Here is a 15,058-nt window from a genome sequence, read left to right on the forward strand (position 1 = left end):
ATATAAACAAGTCCTGCTTATTCACAGGACTTGTTCTTATTCATCTGCCGCAGCATTTTTTATATTTCTTGCCGCTTCCACATGGACATGGATCGTTCCTGCCGACCTTGACCTCTTTGACGACGGTCTGCGTCTTCAGTTCCGACTCCTTATGCCCCCGGTATTTGAAGTGCCGTGTATTTTCAACGATGCCGGCGATCATATCGAAAAAGCCGCGCTGCGTTTCCACATTGCTGAATTCCACATTCAATGTCATCAGATACTGGACGATTTCATCACGTTTAGACCCCTGCATGATGAGCTGGAGCAGCGAGATGTAGATGCTGTGGTGCTTCCCTGCAGGCACATCTACGTTCGCCTTCACCCATTCCTTCAGTTGTCTGTGATGTTTCGATTCATCAATGTAGTTCGGATCGCTGAATTTGATGAACTTGGCGAACTCAGGCTCGTAGTACGGCCTGTCCCCCTGCAGTTTACGCACCATCTCATACTGCGCATAATTCATGTCGTCGATGACGATCTGCTGCTTGTCCTGATCGATGGAGATGTCGTACGGTGATTTTTCGAGGAATTCTACGATCTCCTCCCCGGACATCTCCATGCTGTAGTATTTCCTGAAGAGGTGTATGAGCTGATCGAAGCTGACGATGCCGTACAGGTGCAGGGCTGCACGGATGAGGTTGAGCTTACGCTGGATCTCGAGACGCGCTTCACGGTTCTCTTCGCTGTCCACTTCACCGAAAAGACCGGGCACCCCTTCTGCGAGGAAGAAGTTGTCCTCCCGCTCAGGGTCCTCGAATGCGTAGCCCATGATGTACAGGCCGAAGATGTCTTCCAGCCTGTAGTACTCCTGGAGATGATCCGCAGATTCCTTCCACGTCGCGAATGAACGGTCATCAATGTACTTGTAGGCATACGTCGCCGTCTCGGAAGTATGCTGCTGCTCTATTATCGCATCAATCAGTTCCTCCTTCTTGTACTTGGAAAACCCCTTGACTGATATAGTACGCGCCAGCCGCTTCAGATCGTTCATATTATAATTTTTCAAATAGGTTTTAGCATTTTCCATCTTAGAAAACTCCTCGCTCTGATTCTTCACCCCATTTTACCATATCACCCCCATGATTGATAAATAATCAGAATATGGCCAGGGCGATATAGATGACGCTTGAGACCGTCAATGCGCTCAGCAGCGTGCTCATCATCACGATCTCCGCTGCGTACTCCGGATCATCACTGTACTCCTGGGCGATGATTGCACTGTTGACGGCAGCAGGCATCGCTGTTGTAATCAGTATGGCCTGCGCCACCACCCCTTCAATATTGAAGAGGAGCAGCAGTCCGACTGCCAGCACCGGGCCGATGAGGAGCCGGCTCAACGCACCTGCCAGGGCACTCCATCTGAGCCGCCTGAACTTTATGCCTGCAATCTGTGCCCCCAGTATGAAGACCACAAGGCCGATCATTGCGCTCCTCATATAGTCCAGTGATGTTTCGACCGGCGCCGGAACCTGGATGTTGAAATAGTTGAATGTGAGACCCAGGACGAGCCCGTAGAATATGGGCATCTTGAAATAGCCGAGCAGCGCCTTCGTCCTGCCGACATTTTTTGCACTCAATGAAAATATGCCGTAGGAGAACGCGAACATGTTCTGGAATACCACCATCATCACCTGGATGCTCATCGCATAGGGATCACTCCTGAAAACCAGGTCATTCACGGGCACCCCATAGTTGCCGGCATTATAGAACAGGTTGGAGTTGGTAAAAAGCACAGTCCTGTCCCGGCTCAGCCCGAGCAGCCGCGCAATCAACTTCACGACGATGAAGGAAGCGGCAGCATAGATGATCAGAAACATCATCACGTTGATGAGCAGCGCAAAGTCGATGGAGGATTCATACAGGCTCATGAATATGAAGGCCGGCATCACATAATGGATGCTCAGCTTAGCCAGCGTCGAACGGTCAAGACTGAATTTGAGCTGGATGATATATCCCGTCGCCACAATCAGTCCGATCGGCAATATGATATTTGCGAAGATAAATATGAATTCATTCATTTTTACGGCATCCTTCTATAGCATGATGATGTAAACGAAAACGATGCTTCCCAGCACAATGAAGAAGAGCGGCACCCGGAGCACCGCAAGCATGACTGCGAATATGCCGCCGAGCAGCCCATGGACCGGCCGCTCCACAGCAGTGAGGATTCCAGGAAAAATCAGTACCCCGAGGGCGGCATAGGGTATATAATTCAAGTATGTAACAATCCACTCCGGCAGGGAGAACTTGCCTATGATAAATGCCGGCAGTATACGTGTTATGATGGTGGCAGCAAAAAGGGCGGCGATGAGCAGAATCAATTGAATACCTCCAGTCTTTCCAGGATGACGCCCATCAATGCAGCAAGCAGAATGGCAGCGACGATGGCAACCCCTGCAGGCACAGACGGGATGATGCTCATGACATAATGCATCACCATGCCGAGAACCGCAACGATGCCATACTTGTAATGGACTCTCACCGCAGGTATGAGCAGCGCGATGAACAGAGCATAGAGGGCGATGCCGCTTGCCAGGATCAGTCCTTCGCTCATCCATTCACCGGCCAGATAGCCGACTGCGGAAAAGGCGACCCAAAAGGCATAGGCGATGAAGAATGTGGCGAAATAGTTCATGAACGTATGCTGGTCTTCATCATTGTTGGCGGTGACTGCAAATGATTCATCCGTCACATATGATGACAGTATCAGCCGTTTAGGAAACGACTCGTGCTTCAGGTCGTAATTGACCTTGAAGGCCATGACGAAATGCCTTGAATTGAGTATGAACACCGCAATGACGATGGCTGCCGCCCCACTTGAAGTGAGCATCTGAAGGGCCAGGAACTGGCTGGCGCCTCCGTATACCATGAAGCTCATCAATACCGTTTCAAAAAATGAAAGGAGCGGTTTTGCGGTGATTCCGAATGCGACCGCCACGGGAAGATATCCCATGCCGATCGTCAATCCATCCATGATGGACCGCTTGAGGGCTGTTTGTGTCATAATATCACCACATTTATAATAATAAAATAATATGAATATTTTAACACAATTGGAAGCCGATGATCAGAACAATTAAAAAATAATGGAGTTGAATGAAGATGAAAGCATTAGCGCTCGATATGGATGGCACGATACTGGACCACAGCGGCCAGTTTTCCCTCAATCTTGTGGATACACTGGCCGAACTCAAAAAAAGGGGGATGCATATCTTTTTTGCAACGGGCAGGACCAGTCATGAAATCATCAGCATCACCCCCGAACACTGCCCACTCGACGGCTATGTTGCTGCGAGCGGCATGGGCATCTACATCGGCGGCGAACTTGTCGATGCCGCTTCCTTCAAACCGGATTTCGTCGAACGGATGATCGAAGCCGCAAGGGAACGGGAAGTCTATTACGAGGTCCACACTTTGGAAAATTCGAGCAGGACGCTCCTCCAGGATCAGGAATATTCATTTGCCGACATCAGCCGGGATCAGCCTGAAACGATGAAGGACTTCGAATACCGGTTCGCCCAGGATACGATGAACAGCAAGACCCAGTGGGTCGAGGAGCTTCCGTTCGACCACGTCGTCAAGCTGTTCTTCTTCAGTACCGACCTCGAGAAGATAAAGGATTGGTACGACTACCTGAAGGACAGGCAGGATGAATCCGACTATTCGCTGTATACGACAAGCATCCACAACGCAGAAGTGATGCTGAAGGGCCGCGACAAGGCGACCGGAACAGCCACGCTGCTCGAGCACTTCAACATCAGCTTCCAGGATGTCCACGTGATCGGCGATTCGATGAACGACCTGCCGCTGTTCGAGAAAGCCGGACACAGGACCGCCATGAAGAATGCTACAGATGCCGTCAAGGCGGCAGCTGATGACATCACCGAATTCACGTGTGATGAAGACGGATTGAAACGTTACCTGGAAGAAACATACTTGAAGTGAGGCCGTCCTCACTTCACCCGCAGATACCAGATGTGCCCCTCCATGAGTTCTTCTGAAACGATCTCATGTCCACCATCCGTCAGTTTCACATCAACCGTGGCGCCTTTCAGTTCCAGCTTCTGCTTCAGCTGATAGGCTTCCCCTGCTGTAGCGACCATATCCCGCGCGCCCGCCGTCATGAGCACCTTCTTTCCGAGGAGGTCGACATCCCCGACCTGCCCGCTTTTGTAGGCCCCATGCATCAGCATTGCTCCGGCAACCGGAATGTCGTGGTTGAGCAGCATATGGGCTGCCATGTTTGCACCGTTCGAGTAGCCGATGTAGGCGGCCTTAGAGAGGTCCAGGCCATACTCTGCAGCAAGGTCCCGCAGCAGTTCAGCGACCTTTTCCCCTTCGGTCCTGAGACTTTCCTCATCATGCCCCTTGCCGTCCCTCTTGAAGAAGCGTACCTGGCCGCTGTCTTCGACATCCCCACGCAATGCGAGGATGTTCGCCGAGCTGTCGACCATTGCAGCCACTTCCAGCAGGTCCGTTTCCCTGCCCCCGCTGCCATGGAAAAGTATCAAAGTATTCTCTTTGTTGTTCTTCGCTTTTATAAATAGATGTTCCACTGTAATATCCTCCTTTGTTAGAGTTTACCCTATTACTATTATATAATAATAACAAATGATTCAGAAGGAGCGATACTTATGACAGTACTAGGCATCCACCATGTTTCCTCCATCACGAAGGAAATCCTTGACAACCATGACTTCTATACCAATATCCTCGGTCTGCGCCTCGTCAAAAAGACGGTCAACCAGGATGATACCAGCATGTATCACCTGTTCTATGCAGATTATGAGGGGACGCCCGGTTCCGACATCACATTCTTCAATATCATCAACGCCCCAAAATTCCAGGCCGGCACCAACAGCATTTCGAGAACCTATTTCCGGGTGCCCTCAAAGGAATCACTGGAATTCTTCAAGGGACGCTTCGAAACGCATGGCGTCTATCATGAAGGCATCATCGAGCAGTTCGGAAAGACCATCATGAAATTCGAGGATCATGAGAAGCAGCGCCTCGCGCTCATTGTCGATCAGAGCAGCGGTCACCCCACCCCAAACATGCACCCCGACATCCCACAGGCGCATGCAATCACTTCCATCGGAACAGTAGAGTTGACTGTCCAGTACATCAAGCCGATGGTCCAGTTTCTGGAGCTTCTCGGTGGAGAGGTGCAGGGGGATTTCACCGACGATTCGACGGAAGCTGAAATCAATGTCGGTGAAGACAGCGTCTATGTCATCGAACAGCGCTCCACCCAGCTTGAAAAGGAGGGCTATGGCAGTGTGCATCACTTCTCCCTGCGCGTCGAGGATGAAGCGGAGCTGCTGGAGATCGAGGAGCGTGTGGACAAGGAAAACTGGAAGAACTCCGGTCTCATCGACCGCTATTATTTCAAGGCCCTCTACATCACCACCGTCGGCGGCATTACAGTGGAAGTTTCGACAGATGGTCCTGGATTCGCCATCGATGAACCCGTCGAATCACTTGGGGAGGACCTTTCACTGCCTCCTGAACTGGAAGAGAACCGCGATCTCATTGAAGCCTATCTGACCCCACTCAGGTGATTCATACACAGGTCGCAAGGACATCCATCCTAAAAGGAAGGTGAATGCCATGAAGTATACCGAAGAAGAGATTACTGCATTTTTCCACGCACTCGACCGGAGCAGGTTCATGGAACAGTACAAGGAGGAGGCAGGACTGGATGTGCCCTTCCCCATCGGACACGGGCAGACGATATCCCAGCCCTCCCTTGTGCTCGAGATGACATTGCATCTCGACCTCCAATCGGACAGCAGGGTGCTCGAGGTCGGAACAGGATCCGGCTTCCAGACTGCCCTGCTGGCGAAGTTTTCAGAAGAAGTCTTTACCGTTGAGAGGATCGGTGCACTACATGAGCAGGCCAAGGACAGATTAAAAGCGAAAGGGTTCTCCAACATCCATTTCCATTATGGGGACGGCCATCTCGGATGGGAGGAACACGCTCCATATGACAGGATCATGGTGACGGCCGCCGCACGGGAAGTCCCTCCTTCCCTCATCCGTCAGCTTGCTCCAATGGGAAAGATGGTGATTCCCATCGGTGACGCATCCAATCAGGAGCTCAGGCTGGTCGAGAAGGATGAAGCCGGCGTCATCCACACTTCCTTCATTGAGCATGTCAGATTCGTCAAGCTCAAAAAGGAAAAAGAATAATCCTTCCCTTGAGGTATGGATTACAATACTATATAGTTGATGTAATACCTACTAGGAGGATATGAAATGACTACTGATGTACTATACAAACAGTCCTACAAGAACCGCTTCGGTGAAATCAACAAGCTTGCCCCGGAAGCCGCGAAGGCATTCGGACAGTTCGACCAGAAAGCGATGGCGGAAGGCGTGCTCCCGGCAAAACTTAAGGAGCTCATCGCTGTAGCCGTAGCCCATGTGACCGGCTGCCCCTACTGCATCGATATCCACGTGAAGAACTTGAAGAAGCTCGAAGGCTCCAAAGAGGAGATGGCCGAATCCATCATGGTCGCCACCGCCCTCAAGGCGGGCTCGGCATACGCCCACAGCATCAATGCACTCGACGCCTATGATGAAGTCGACGGCGACAGCCTCTATGCCAAAGGGGGCCTTAAGAACCTCGCCCAACTCAATAAGGTCACACCTGAAATCAATAAGGCATTCCAACAGTTCGATGCCGCTGCCATGCAGGAAGGTGCACTCACAACAAAAGAGAAGGAAATCATCGCTGTCGCCATCGCCCATGTGACCGGCTGTCCTTACTGCATCGAGATCCATACGGGAAATGCCAAAAAAATGGACGTCACGAAAGAGGAGATTGCAGAATCCATCTTCGTCGCAACAACATTGAAGGCCGGTTCCGCGTATGCCCACGGCATCAATGCACTGAACGCCTATGATGAATAGATGAAAAACGCCTCATCCATATTGCATGGATGAGGCATTTTTATATCATCTATGATTACCCACTTCTTCTTTCCCTGCCGCTTCAAGCTCTCGGCCGAGGAACTTGGCAAGTTCAAGCATGCCGTACTGGCCGGCTTCGGCTTCTGCATCACTATTGTAGTTCGTATTCGTATTGATGTCATAAGTGTAGAGGGTTCCATCTTCATCCTGGATGAATTCGATGCCTGCAACATTGATGCCGTTGTTCGCGAGCACCTCCTTATAATTTTCAAGGATTGGATGATGAAAGTCCCTGATGATCCTGAATTTCGGGGCCTCTGCTTCCTCCTGCTCCCCTGCTGGACAGAACAGGTCCTCTATCGAACATGCATCCGCCGGGCACAGTTCGAATCCTTCGGAAGTATCGACACGGACGGCATAGACGAATTCACCGCCGACGAATTCGCAGCGTGTAATGGAGGCATCCGGCGATTTGATGTAGTCCTGGAGCAGGGTCACACCGTCCACCGGCGCCTCGAATGCCTCACTGCCGACATATGCTTCGAGTGCTTCGATGGAATCGAACAGTTGGACGCCAAGACCTTTGCCGGCACGATTGTGCTTTGTAATGAAGGATTTTCCCTCGAATCGTTTCGCCGCTTCCAGGATCTGGTCCTTACCGACGGCGGCCACCGTATTCGGCGTCTTTACGCCATGTTTTTCAAGCTCCAGGTATTGGGAGACCTTGCTCACTTCCAGCTGCAGGGCCCGACTGCCGTTGATTACCGTACGGCCGTGGTACTCCAGCCACGCAAGAACAGCATTTGTAAGCTCCGGTGAATAGCGGTTGCCCCGCGTGTGTGAAGACGCGCTGATTCTGTTGTAGAAGACGCCTTCCGGCGGTTCTGCAGTCAAGTCGACCGTGCCCTCCGACAGAAGCCAGTCCTCATAGGGCAGCCCCAGTTCATCCAGCCGCTTGAAAAGGTGGTCGGTCCATTCCGGGTTTTCGTGCAGTACATATATTTTGGCCATGCTGTATCACTCCTTCAGTATTTATAGGAAGTATCCTTGGATCATCTTCCATTGCCATCCGTCGGATTAATTCATATTAAACTTATAGGCATTCTATACTATAAGTCCTACACAGTCAATCCAGTACCTTCAGCCCGCCGGCACCCTGATCATTATTTGAGAGCTGTTGAAGCAGACTAACTTGAGCTTAATCCCTTCCTCCAGAGGGTAGAGTAAAATAGTAGAGACATATTAATTCCAATCCGGTGAAACGCTCAAACCTGTCATCGAGTTCTCCTGATGAAAAAATCCCCTCCGGGACAATGGTCCCGGAGGGGATTTCCTCCTACTGCACCGCTTCCGGCAGTTCGATTTCCCCCACATCATTGAATGAAGTGAAATCGACATCGCCTGAAAGCTCGTATTCTCCTTCTGCATCTTCACCTTCCGCATCATACTCGATGGATCTGATGAGATTGTCTTCCTTGCCGACGACAATTTCTACATCATTCTGTATGACGGAAGTATCAATGGCTCCAAACTCTACGGCGAAGAGCGATTCGAATGTTTTGAACACGTCATTATTCTCTCCTTCGAATGAATAGATGACTGCATCGTCCTCCTCGACTGCCTCCAGTTCGCCCTTGATCTCTGCAAATGAGTGGACGGCATTCTCGTATGTTACATGATAGAGCTGGTCTGCGCCGACGGAATCGGAAATGTCGACCCATTCCGTACCATTGTTGTAGTATGTTTCCCCGTCTTTTGAGATTGTGCGGTCCTCCCCCTCAGATTTCAGGTGGAGGGATGGCGGATCGCCATCCTTGAACCGTACGTCCGCTGCCAGCTTTTCCGGGGCACCCCCATCGACGACCGCTTCGAGATCAAGCACAGCCTGATAGCTGTCGATCTCCTCTGCTTTATCCACGACTTCGGAAAGTGATTCATCATCCGTCTCTATATCAGACAATGAACGCTCCGTAGCGCCCGTTTCCTGTGACTCCTGTGTCGCCTCTTCCGCTGTTTCATCTATATTATTCTGATTATCCTGCGTCTCCTCTTCCTGACAGCCGGCAAGGATGGCTGTGGCGGTGAGGGTTGCGAACAGATATCTTGAAACCTTCATAGTCCCTTACTCCTTAGAACACTGATTTTTCATAAATCATATCATGGATCATTTCAATTCACTAACAATATGCTAGTGGCTGACGCGCCGCCGCGGCTTCTTCGCCGACTGTCTGCGCATCTCCTGGATACGGCTGAAGGTGTAGATGGCGAGGCCGCTCCATATCAGTATATAGGCAACCGTATGGATGTCCGTAAATGACTCATCATACATGAAGACACCGAGCAGGAGCATGATCGTCGGCGCGAAGTACTGGAGAATGCCGATCAGGGACAGGCGGATGCGCTGGGCTCCAAGCGAGAACAGCAGAAGCGGAACCGCTGTAATCACCCCTGTACCCATCATGACCAGACTGTCTGCATTGATGCCGAAGTTCCCTCCGCCACTCCCTTCAAGGAACAGTATGTAGACGAGGGCGAATGGCGCCAGGACGAATGTTTCGACGGCCAGCGCGAATACCGCGTCCATATTGATGACCTTCTTGATCAGGCCATAAATGCTGAACGACAGCGCCAGGGAAAGGGAGATCCATGGCGCGGATCCGAGACCCACAGCCAGGTATGTAACACCGAGGAAGACGATGATGATTGCCACCCATTGTAATTTTGAGAAACGCTCCCCCAGGATGACGAAACCGATCAATATGCTGATCAATGGATTGATGTAGTAGCCGAGGCTCGCATCCAGGATATGTCCGTTATTCACAGCGACGATGTAAAGCAGCCAGTTGGTGGTTATGACGGCTGAAGCGGCAAACAGTGCAACGATCTTCTTCCCATCCCGGAAGATGAATTTCAGGTCCTTGTAGAATAGATGCATCCTGTTGGTGACGAGGATGAATACAATCATGAATACGAAGGCCCACAGGACCCTGTGGGCGATCAGTTCATAGGAAGAGATGTGTTCAACCTGCTTCCAGTAGATGGGCAGGAAGCCCCATATCAGATATGCCCCGAGGGCAAAAATTATGCCTTTGCTGTTTTCACTCATGTCTTCACCTCTTTTTAAGCATTACAGCAATTTTACTCCTCTCAAATATTATTTCAAGACAAAAAATAAGATTGAAACAGCTGTTTCAATCTTCGTCCGGGATTCACGCTTGGTGTACCCGGCGGTATTCACGGTCGAGTGTATCACGGCCCTTGAAATAGTATGCGGTGATGCTGCCGACCATGAAGTACATCACCACGGCATATACTGCAACCATCAGGAGCGCCCCTGTCACCATGAGTATGGGGAAGGCGAATTCATTTACGAAAATGCCGAGCATTATCGCTGCCATGATGAATATGAGGTAGATGGCGAGCGGGATCAGCCAGAGCAGGAAATTGCTGAAGAGCAGCTTCCATATGCGCTCCCCACTGCGGAACATGACATCCCATGCCACTTTGAATTTATCGGTTGTGGGAATGAGCGGCTGGTCGACATAGGCCATATAGACAAGGAACATGTAGATGGCGATCAGTATATAAGGGATGTATGAAAGCATCACCACCAGGAAATTGAGCAGGACCACTCCGATGACCAGACCAACCTGGGTGCCCGACAATCCACTCCCCTGCTCCAATGTCTCCGCCAGCGTGATCAGCGGCGTGTTGATCGCCATCAGTATAATCTGCATGAGGAGGCCGAGTAGAAAAGAAATTACGAAATAGGCGACCAGTACAAGCAGCCCCAGCTTGATCACTTTGCTGTATCTGCCATTTGTGAACACTTTGAATGCTTCCCGGAAACCGAACTCACGCCCAAGATAGGTGCAGGCATAATAGTGCAGCACCCCTACGCTGAAGGGATATAACAGGAAGATTCCTGCAAGCAGGAAAAGGAATCCAACCGCAAAAATCCATAGAATGATGATGCCACTGTCGATGAATGAAGCTGGCAGCAACATCACCAGAAAGAACAGAAGACCGGCCGCATACATCAGTATAATTGCGAGCACTGTCAGCCAGAACGTTTTCATATGAGAGCCTGTGCCATTCCTTTTATATTTTGCCTGATAATCGAACATGAAATGTCCTCCTTTTTCTTCCAGTATACCACCACGCAGCCTGTCTTTTAATCCATAACATGTGTTTTGTCACACATTGCGTGACAAACCCGCTTTTTGTTTATATTGTAAGCGCTCACTTTTAGGATTATCATTGAATTACACTAAATATTCACAAGGGGTGACACTTATGTCCGAAGAAAAGAAAGGATTCTCCCGTAAGGTCCAGGCATTCGGCTCGTTCCTGAGCAGCATGATCATGCCGAATATCGCCGCCTTCATCGCCTGGGGTCTGATTACCGCACTATTCATTGAAGCCGGTTGGCTGCCAAATGAAGACCTCGCCGGCATGGTCGGCCCGATGATCACGTACCTCCTGCCGCTGCTCATCGCCTACACCGGTGGTAAGCTCGTCCACGACGTCCGGGGCGGAGTCGTCGGTTCGACTGCAACGATGGGTATCATCACAGCATTCCCCGACTCCCCGATGCTCCTCGGCGCCATGATCATGGGGCCGCTCGGCGGCTATCTGATCAAACAGGTCGACCGGGCGCTCGTACCGCGCATCCGCCAAGGGCTTGAGATGCTCGTCAATAACTTCTCTGCCGGCATCCTGGCCTTCCTGCTCGCGCTGTTCGGCTTCTATGGTCTTGGCCCTGTCGTATCCTGGCTGACGAACATGCTCGGAAGGCTCGTCGACATCGTCGTTGAAGCGGGCCTCCTGCCATTGGCGAGCATATTCATCGAGCCGGCCAAAGTCGTATTCCTGAACAATGCCATCAACCATGGTGTTCTGACACCGCTGGCCACAGAAGAGGTCCAGGAAGCAGGACGTTCCATCCTGTTCACGCTCGAATCCAACCCCGGTCCCGGCCTCGGCATCCTGGTCGCCTATATGGTCTTCGGCAAGGGGACTGCACGTGCCACTGCACCGGGTGCTGCCATCATCCAGTTCGTCGGTGGTATCCATGAGATCTACTTCCCGTACATCCTCATGAAACCGCTGCTCGTCGTCGCCGCAATACTCGGTGGCGCCACAGGCATCTTCACCTTCAGTCTGTTCGGTTTCGGTCTATCCGGTCCTCCGGCACCTGGCAGCATCATCGCCTACTTCGCCATGACGCCAAGGGGCGAACATCTGATCATGTTCCTCGGCGTATTCGCAGCCGCACTCGTATCCTTCATCGTAGCTTCACTCATTCTGAAATTCACACGCCAGCCCGACGATGACATTGTCGGAGCGACGGAGAAGATGGAAGCGACCAAAGGCAGGAAATCTTCCGTTGCAGGCTCCCTGACACAGGCTGAGGCTGCTGAGACGGAAACTGCAGAAGCTGCAGCGTTCGACTACAGCAAGGTGGACAAAATCGTGTTCGCCTGTGACGCCGGCATGGGTTCAAGTGCCATGGGCGCCGGCATGCTGAAGAATAAGTTCAAAAAAGAAGGGCTCGACATCGATGTCACGAATTCCGCCATCAACCAGCTGAAGGGCGATGAGGACATCATCATCACACAGGAGAAATTGACTGAAAGGGCCGAAAGCAAAGTACCTACTGCCAAGCATATCTCGGTCGACAACTTCCTGAACAGCCCGAAATATGACGAATTGACCGAAGAGCTCAAAAGGGAACAGAAAGGTGCTGTAACGGACAGTGCAGAAGCATCTGATGCAGCGTTCGACTACAGTCAAGTCGACAAGATCGTCTTCGCCTGCGATGCCGGCATGGGTTCAAGTGCCATGGGTGCGGGTATGTTGAAGAATAAGTTCAAGAAAGAAGGACTCGACATCGATGTCACGAATTCCGCCATCAACCAGCTGAAGGGCGATGAAGACATCATCATCACACAGAAGACGCTGACCGAAAGAGCCGAAAGCAAAGTACCGGAGGCCAAGCACATCTCGGTCGACAACTTCCTCAACAGTCCGAAGTATGATGAACTGACGGAAGAACTCAAGAAACATCAGAAATAGGGATGAATACAAGGAGGTACCATTATGATCAGTTCTCGGGAGAAAAAAATCATCAACGAGCTCATCTATCATAATGGCGCCTTTCTGCTCATCAAGGAACTCGCAGACACCCTGGGGGTGTCCTCAAGGACCATCCACCGGGAACTGAAGAACGTCACCGATACGCTTGGCCAGCTCGGCATGGAACTGGTCAGGGAGTACAGAAAAGGCGTAAAGCTCGAACTTGGCCCGGATGACATCGATGCACTCACCACTTTCATCAATACGCATGCGGCCAAGGATTTGAGCAATGAAGAGAAGAAGGTAGCACTCATCTATAATCTGATGCTGAATCCGGAAGGCCTCAAGAAGAGTGCCCTCGCCGTGGAACTCGGGGTGAGCGAGCACAAGGTAGATGAGCTGATCGAACAGATGACTGCACCCCTTGGGGCGTCGGGCCTTGAAATCAGGAAGACACGCGCCATCGGTATACAGCTCGTCGGAGACGGACTGAATAAACAGAATTTCCTGGCCGACATGATGGTCAATGAGCTCAACTCGAACAGCATCTACTCTGTCATCGAGAACAACTTCGTCTTCACCTCCCTCGTAAACAGCAACATCATGGAACTGCTCGAGGCCGACACCATCTTCAAGGTGGAGCGTCTGCTCATGGACGAGCTGGAGGTGCTGCCCTATCAGCTGACTGAAAATGCGTACTTGAATCTGACGCTGCATATCGTGCTCGCCATCGACCGTACTGAACATTCACAAAGCATCTCAATCAAACAGTCCCTGAAAGATGAGCTGTGGAATACCCAGGAGTTCGAAGTATCGCTTGCTCTTACGAAAAAGCTGGAAGAAGAATTTTCCATCAGATTCCCGGAAGAGGAGGTCTATTTCATCTGCATGCACCTCCGGGGCAGCAGAAGAAAGTCCCGGGAAGCTGATGAGGATTATTCCATAGAGCTGCTGACCAGTGCATTCATAGATTCGGTGAGCCAGAGGATGAACTATCCCTTCTATGCCTATCCTGAGCTCAAGGAGGGACTGATACTGCACATCGAACCCACGCTCCATCGGATGGACTCCGGCATCATCACCGCCAATCCTTTGCTCGATTCGATAAAGGAAAGCTATCCCTCACTGTTCGAAATCGTCGGTGAATGCTTCCGCCAGCACTTTAAAGTGGAGAACCTCAATGAATCGGAGATCGGTTTCCTGACCATTCACTTCGGCGGCATCCTCCATGCCAATCCAAGGATTGAAGTGACGACGGTCTGCTCCAGCGGAATTGGTACAAGCCGGATCCTGGCGAACCAGCTGAAGAGCAGATTCAACAATATATTCATACGTCAGGAACTCTCGATATCCGAAATCGGGGATACGGATATCCATGAAGGCGAACTGGTGTTGAGCACAGTGCCGCTCGACCTTGAAAACTATATACTCGTCAGTCCCCTGCTTGATGCCAATGACGAAAAGAAGATTTCAGAAGCGATTGGCCACATGGATGCCGCCCCGCTTCCAAAAACGGCGGGGACCATCACAATGGCAGAAGTCAATCCTGACCGCGTCATCCAGGTTTCGGAACTCTACCTCAACCGCACCTTCATTGAGCAAAACCACCATACAGATGCCCTCTCCTCCGTCCGTGATGCCCTGTCTTCGGAAACGACCATTGAAGAGGAAGACATCCACCGGATCCTCCGACAGATGAAGGAACGGTTTGAAGCAACAGGCTTCATCATTGGAGAAGATGGATTCTCCTATCCCCATGTCAGATCTCCGCTCATCAGACACCACCAGATGGTTTTCATCCACAATCGCGGAGGTATAGAGGATAGGAACCACCTTGGGGACGAGGTGATCGTCAACCACCAGATCGTATTGCTTGTGCCTGAAGCTACACTCGCAGTCGAGACGATCAGCGAGCTGAGTGTACTGTTCGGCGAGCACCACATGAATATCCAGAAACTGTTCGAAGAGCCTCAAATAATGGACGAAGTAATCAAGAACCAGATACGGACAATCTATAAATAGA

At 51.1% G+C, this 15,058-nt stretch carries 15 protein-coding genes; 6 read left to right on the top strand and 9 right to left on the bottom strand.

Annotated elements, in window-relative coordinates:
* Nucleotides 1-40 precede the first annotated feature (40 nt).
* From EDC33_RS07505 to EDC33_RS12760, 4 genes are all read right to left on the bottom strand, one after another.
* A complete protein-coding gene (locus EDC33_RS07505) occupies nucleotides 41-1,069 on the bottom strand; it encodes a Rho termination factor N-terminal domain-containing protein (protein ID WP_124010709.1) in 1,029 nt (342 codons plus the stop codon).
* A gap of 67 nt (nucleotides 1,070-1,136) precedes the next feature.
* Complete coding sequence (locus EDC33_RS07510; protein ID WP_124010710.1) at nucleotides 1,137-2,060, bottom strand: AEC family transporter; 924 nt, start codon at nucleotides 2,058-2,060, stop codon at nucleotides 1,137-1,139.
* A 15-nt stretch (nucleotides 2,061-2,075) separates the two neighbouring features.
* On the bottom strand, nucleotides 2,076-2,363 hold the full coding sequence (locus EDC33_RS12755) for an AzlD domain-containing protein (protein ID WP_040105990.1): 288 nt from the start codon (nucleotides 2,361-2,363) through the stop codon (nucleotides 2,076-2,078).
* Nucleotides 2,360-3,046: an AzlC family ABC transporter permease gene (locus tag EDC33_RS12760; RefSeq protein WP_094906352.1), complete on the bottom strand. Its 687-nt coding sequence runs from the start codon at nucleotides 3,044-3,046 to the stop codon at nucleotides 2,360-2,362. The genes EDC33_RS12755 and EDC33_RS12760 overlap by 4 nt, the downstream gene beginning before the upstream one ends.
* A 98-nt stretch (nucleotides 3,047-3,144) precedes the next feature.
* Between EDC33_RS12760 and EDC33_RS07525 the strand changes: the two genes are divergently transcribed.
* Nucleotides 3,145-3,987, top strand: coding sequence for an HAD-IIB family hydrolase (locus tag EDC33_RS07525; RefSeq protein ID WP_124010712.1), 843 nt, complete (start codon nucleotides 3,145-3,147; stop codon nucleotides 3,985-3,987).
* 8 nt (nucleotides 3,988-3,995) lie between these two features.
* On the opposite strand, the gene EDC33_RS07530 is transcribed toward EDC33_RS07525, so the two are convergent.
* Nucleotides 3,996-4,598 (bottom strand): alpha/beta hydrolase, encoded by a 603-nt coding sequence (locus EDC33_RS07530; protein WP_040105993.1) that lies wholly within the window; start codon nucleotides 4,596-4,598, stop codon nucleotides 3,996-3,998.
* 78 nt (nucleotides 4,599-4,676) lie between these two features.
* Between EDC33_RS07530 and EDC33_RS07535 the strand changes: the two genes are divergently transcribed.
* The 3 genes from EDC33_RS07535 (at nucleotide 4,677) to EDC33_RS07545 (ending at nucleotide 6,957) form a co-directional block, all read left to right on the top strand.
* Nucleotides 4,677-5,603, top strand: a complete 927-nt coding sequence (locus EDC33_RS07535; RefSeq protein WP_124010713.1) for a VOC family protein — start codon at nucleotides 4,677-4,679, stop codon at nucleotides 5,601-5,603.
* Between the two features lie 49 nt (nucleotides 5,604-5,652).
* Nucleotides 5,653-6,234 carry a protein-L-isoaspartate(D-aspartate) O-methyltransferase gene (locus tag EDC33_RS07540; RefSeq protein WP_124010714.1) on the top strand — a complete coding sequence of 194 codons (582 nt, stop codon included), beginning with the start codon at nucleotides 5,653-5,655 and terminating at the stop codon, nucleotides 6,232-6,234.
* Nucleotides 6,235-6,300: 66 nt separating this feature from the next.
* The gene (locus EDC33_RS07545; RefSeq protein ID WP_124010715.1) at nucleotides 6,301-6,957 is read left to right on the top strand and encodes a carboxymuconolactone decarboxylase family protein; all 657 of its coding nucleotides are present in this window, start codon (nucleotides 6,301-6,303) and stop codon (nucleotides 6,955-6,957) included.
* Nucleotides 6,958-7,002: 45 nt separating this feature from the next.
* Here the strand turns inward: EDC33_RS07545 and EDC33_RS07550 are convergent, their stop codons facing one another.
* From EDC33_RS07550 to EDC33_RS07565, 4 genes are all read right to left on the bottom strand, one after another.
* A complete protein-coding gene (locus EDC33_RS07550; protein WP_124010716.1) occupies nucleotides 7,003-7,968 on the bottom strand; it encodes an ATP-grasp domain-containing protein in 966 nt (321 codons plus the stop codon).
* A gap of 325 nt (nucleotides 7,969-8,293) precedes the next feature.
* Nucleotides 8,294-9,073: a hypothetical protein gene (locus EDC33_RS07555; RefSeq protein WP_124010717.1), complete on the bottom strand. Its 780-nt coding sequence runs from the start codon at nucleotides 9,071-9,073 to the stop codon at nucleotides 8,294-8,296.
* Between the two features lie 72 nt (nucleotides 9,074-9,145).
* Entirely contained in the window at nucleotides 9,146-10,063 is a 918-nt protein-coding gene (gene rarD, locus EDC33_RS07560; RefSeq protein ID WP_124010718.1) for an EamA family transporter RarD, read from the bottom strand.
* 103 nt (nucleotides 10,064-10,166) lie between these two features.
* Nucleotides 10,167-11,084 (bottom strand): hypothetical protein, encoded by a 918-nt coding sequence (locus EDC33_RS07565; protein WP_124010719.1) that lies wholly within the window; start codon nucleotides 11,082-11,084, stop codon nucleotides 10,167-10,169.
* Nucleotides 11,085-11,253: 169 nt separating this feature from the next.
* On the opposite strand from EDC33_RS07565, the gene EDC33_RS07570 reads away from it, so the two are divergent.
* Together EDC33_RS07570 and EDC33_RS07575 are read left to right on the top strand one after the other, a co-directional pair.
* The gene (locus EDC33_RS07570) at nucleotides 11,254-13,035 is read left to right on the top strand and encodes a PTS mannitol transporter subunit IIBC (protein ID WP_094906344.1); all 1,782 of its coding nucleotides are present in this window, start codon (nucleotides 11,254-11,256) and stop codon (nucleotides 13,033-13,035) included.
* A gap of 24 nt (nucleotides 13,036-13,059) precedes the next feature.
* Nucleotides 13,060-15,057, top strand: a complete 1,998-nt coding sequence (locus EDC33_RS07575) for a BglG family transcription antiterminator (RefSeq protein ID WP_124010720.1) — start codon at nucleotides 13,060-13,062, stop codon at nucleotides 15,055-15,057.
* Nucleotide 15,058 lies beyond the last annotated feature (1 nt).

This window comes from Salinicoccus roseus, assembly GCF_003814515.1.
GTDB lineage: Bacteria > Bacillota > Bacilli > Staphylococcales > Salinicoccaceae > Salinicoccus > Salinicoccus roseus.

Coding starts and splice junctions, on each gene's coding strand:
- EDC33_RS07505 (WP_124010709.1), bottom strand. CDS start 1,069: ATGGAAAATGCTAAAACCTATTTGAAAAATTATAATATGAACGATCTG.
- EDC33_RS07510 (WP_124010710.1), bottom strand. CDS start 2,060: ATGAATGAATTCATATTTATCTTCGCAAATATCATATTGCCGATCGGA.
- EDC33_RS12760 (WP_094906352.1), bottom strand. CDS start 3,046: ATGACACAAACAGCCCTCAAGCGGTCCATCATGGATGGATTGACGATC.
- EDC33_RS07525 (WP_124010712.1), top strand. CDS start 3,145: ATGAAAGCATTAGCGCTCGATATGGATGGCACGATACTGGACCACAGC.
- EDC33_RS07535 (WP_124010713.1), top strand. CDS start 4,677: ATGACAGTACTAGGCATCCACCATGTTTCCTCCATCACGAAGGAAATC.
- EDC33_RS07540 (WP_124010714.1), top strand. CDS start 5,653: ATGAAGTATACCGAAGAAGAGATTACTGCATTTTTCCACGCACTCGAC.
- EDC33_RS07545 (WP_124010715.1), top strand. CDS start 6,301: ATGACTACTGATGTACTATACAAACAGTCCTACAAGAACCGCTTCGGT.
- EDC33_RS07550 (WP_124010716.1), bottom strand. CDS start 7,968: ATGGCCAAAATATATGTACTGCACGAAAACCCGGAATGGACCGACCAC.
- EDC33_RS07555 (WP_124010717.1), bottom strand. CDS start 9,073: ATGAAGGTTTCAAGATATCTGTTCGCAACCCTCACCGCCACAGCCATC.
- rarD (WP_124010718.1), bottom strand. CDS start 10,063: ATGAGTGAAAACAGCAAAGGCATAATTTTTGCCCTCGGGGCATATCTG.
- EDC33_RS07565 (WP_124010719.1), bottom strand. CDS start 11,084: ATGTTCGATTATCAGGCAAAATATAAAAGGAATGGCACAGGCTCTCAT.
- EDC33_RS07570 (WP_094906344.1), top strand. CDS start 11,254: ATGTCCGAAGAAAAGAAAGGATTCTCCCGTAAGGTCCAGGCATTCGGC.
- EDC33_RS07575 (WP_124010720.1), top strand. CDS start 13,060: ATGATCAGTTCTCGGGAGAAAAAAATCATCAACGAGCTCATCTATCAT.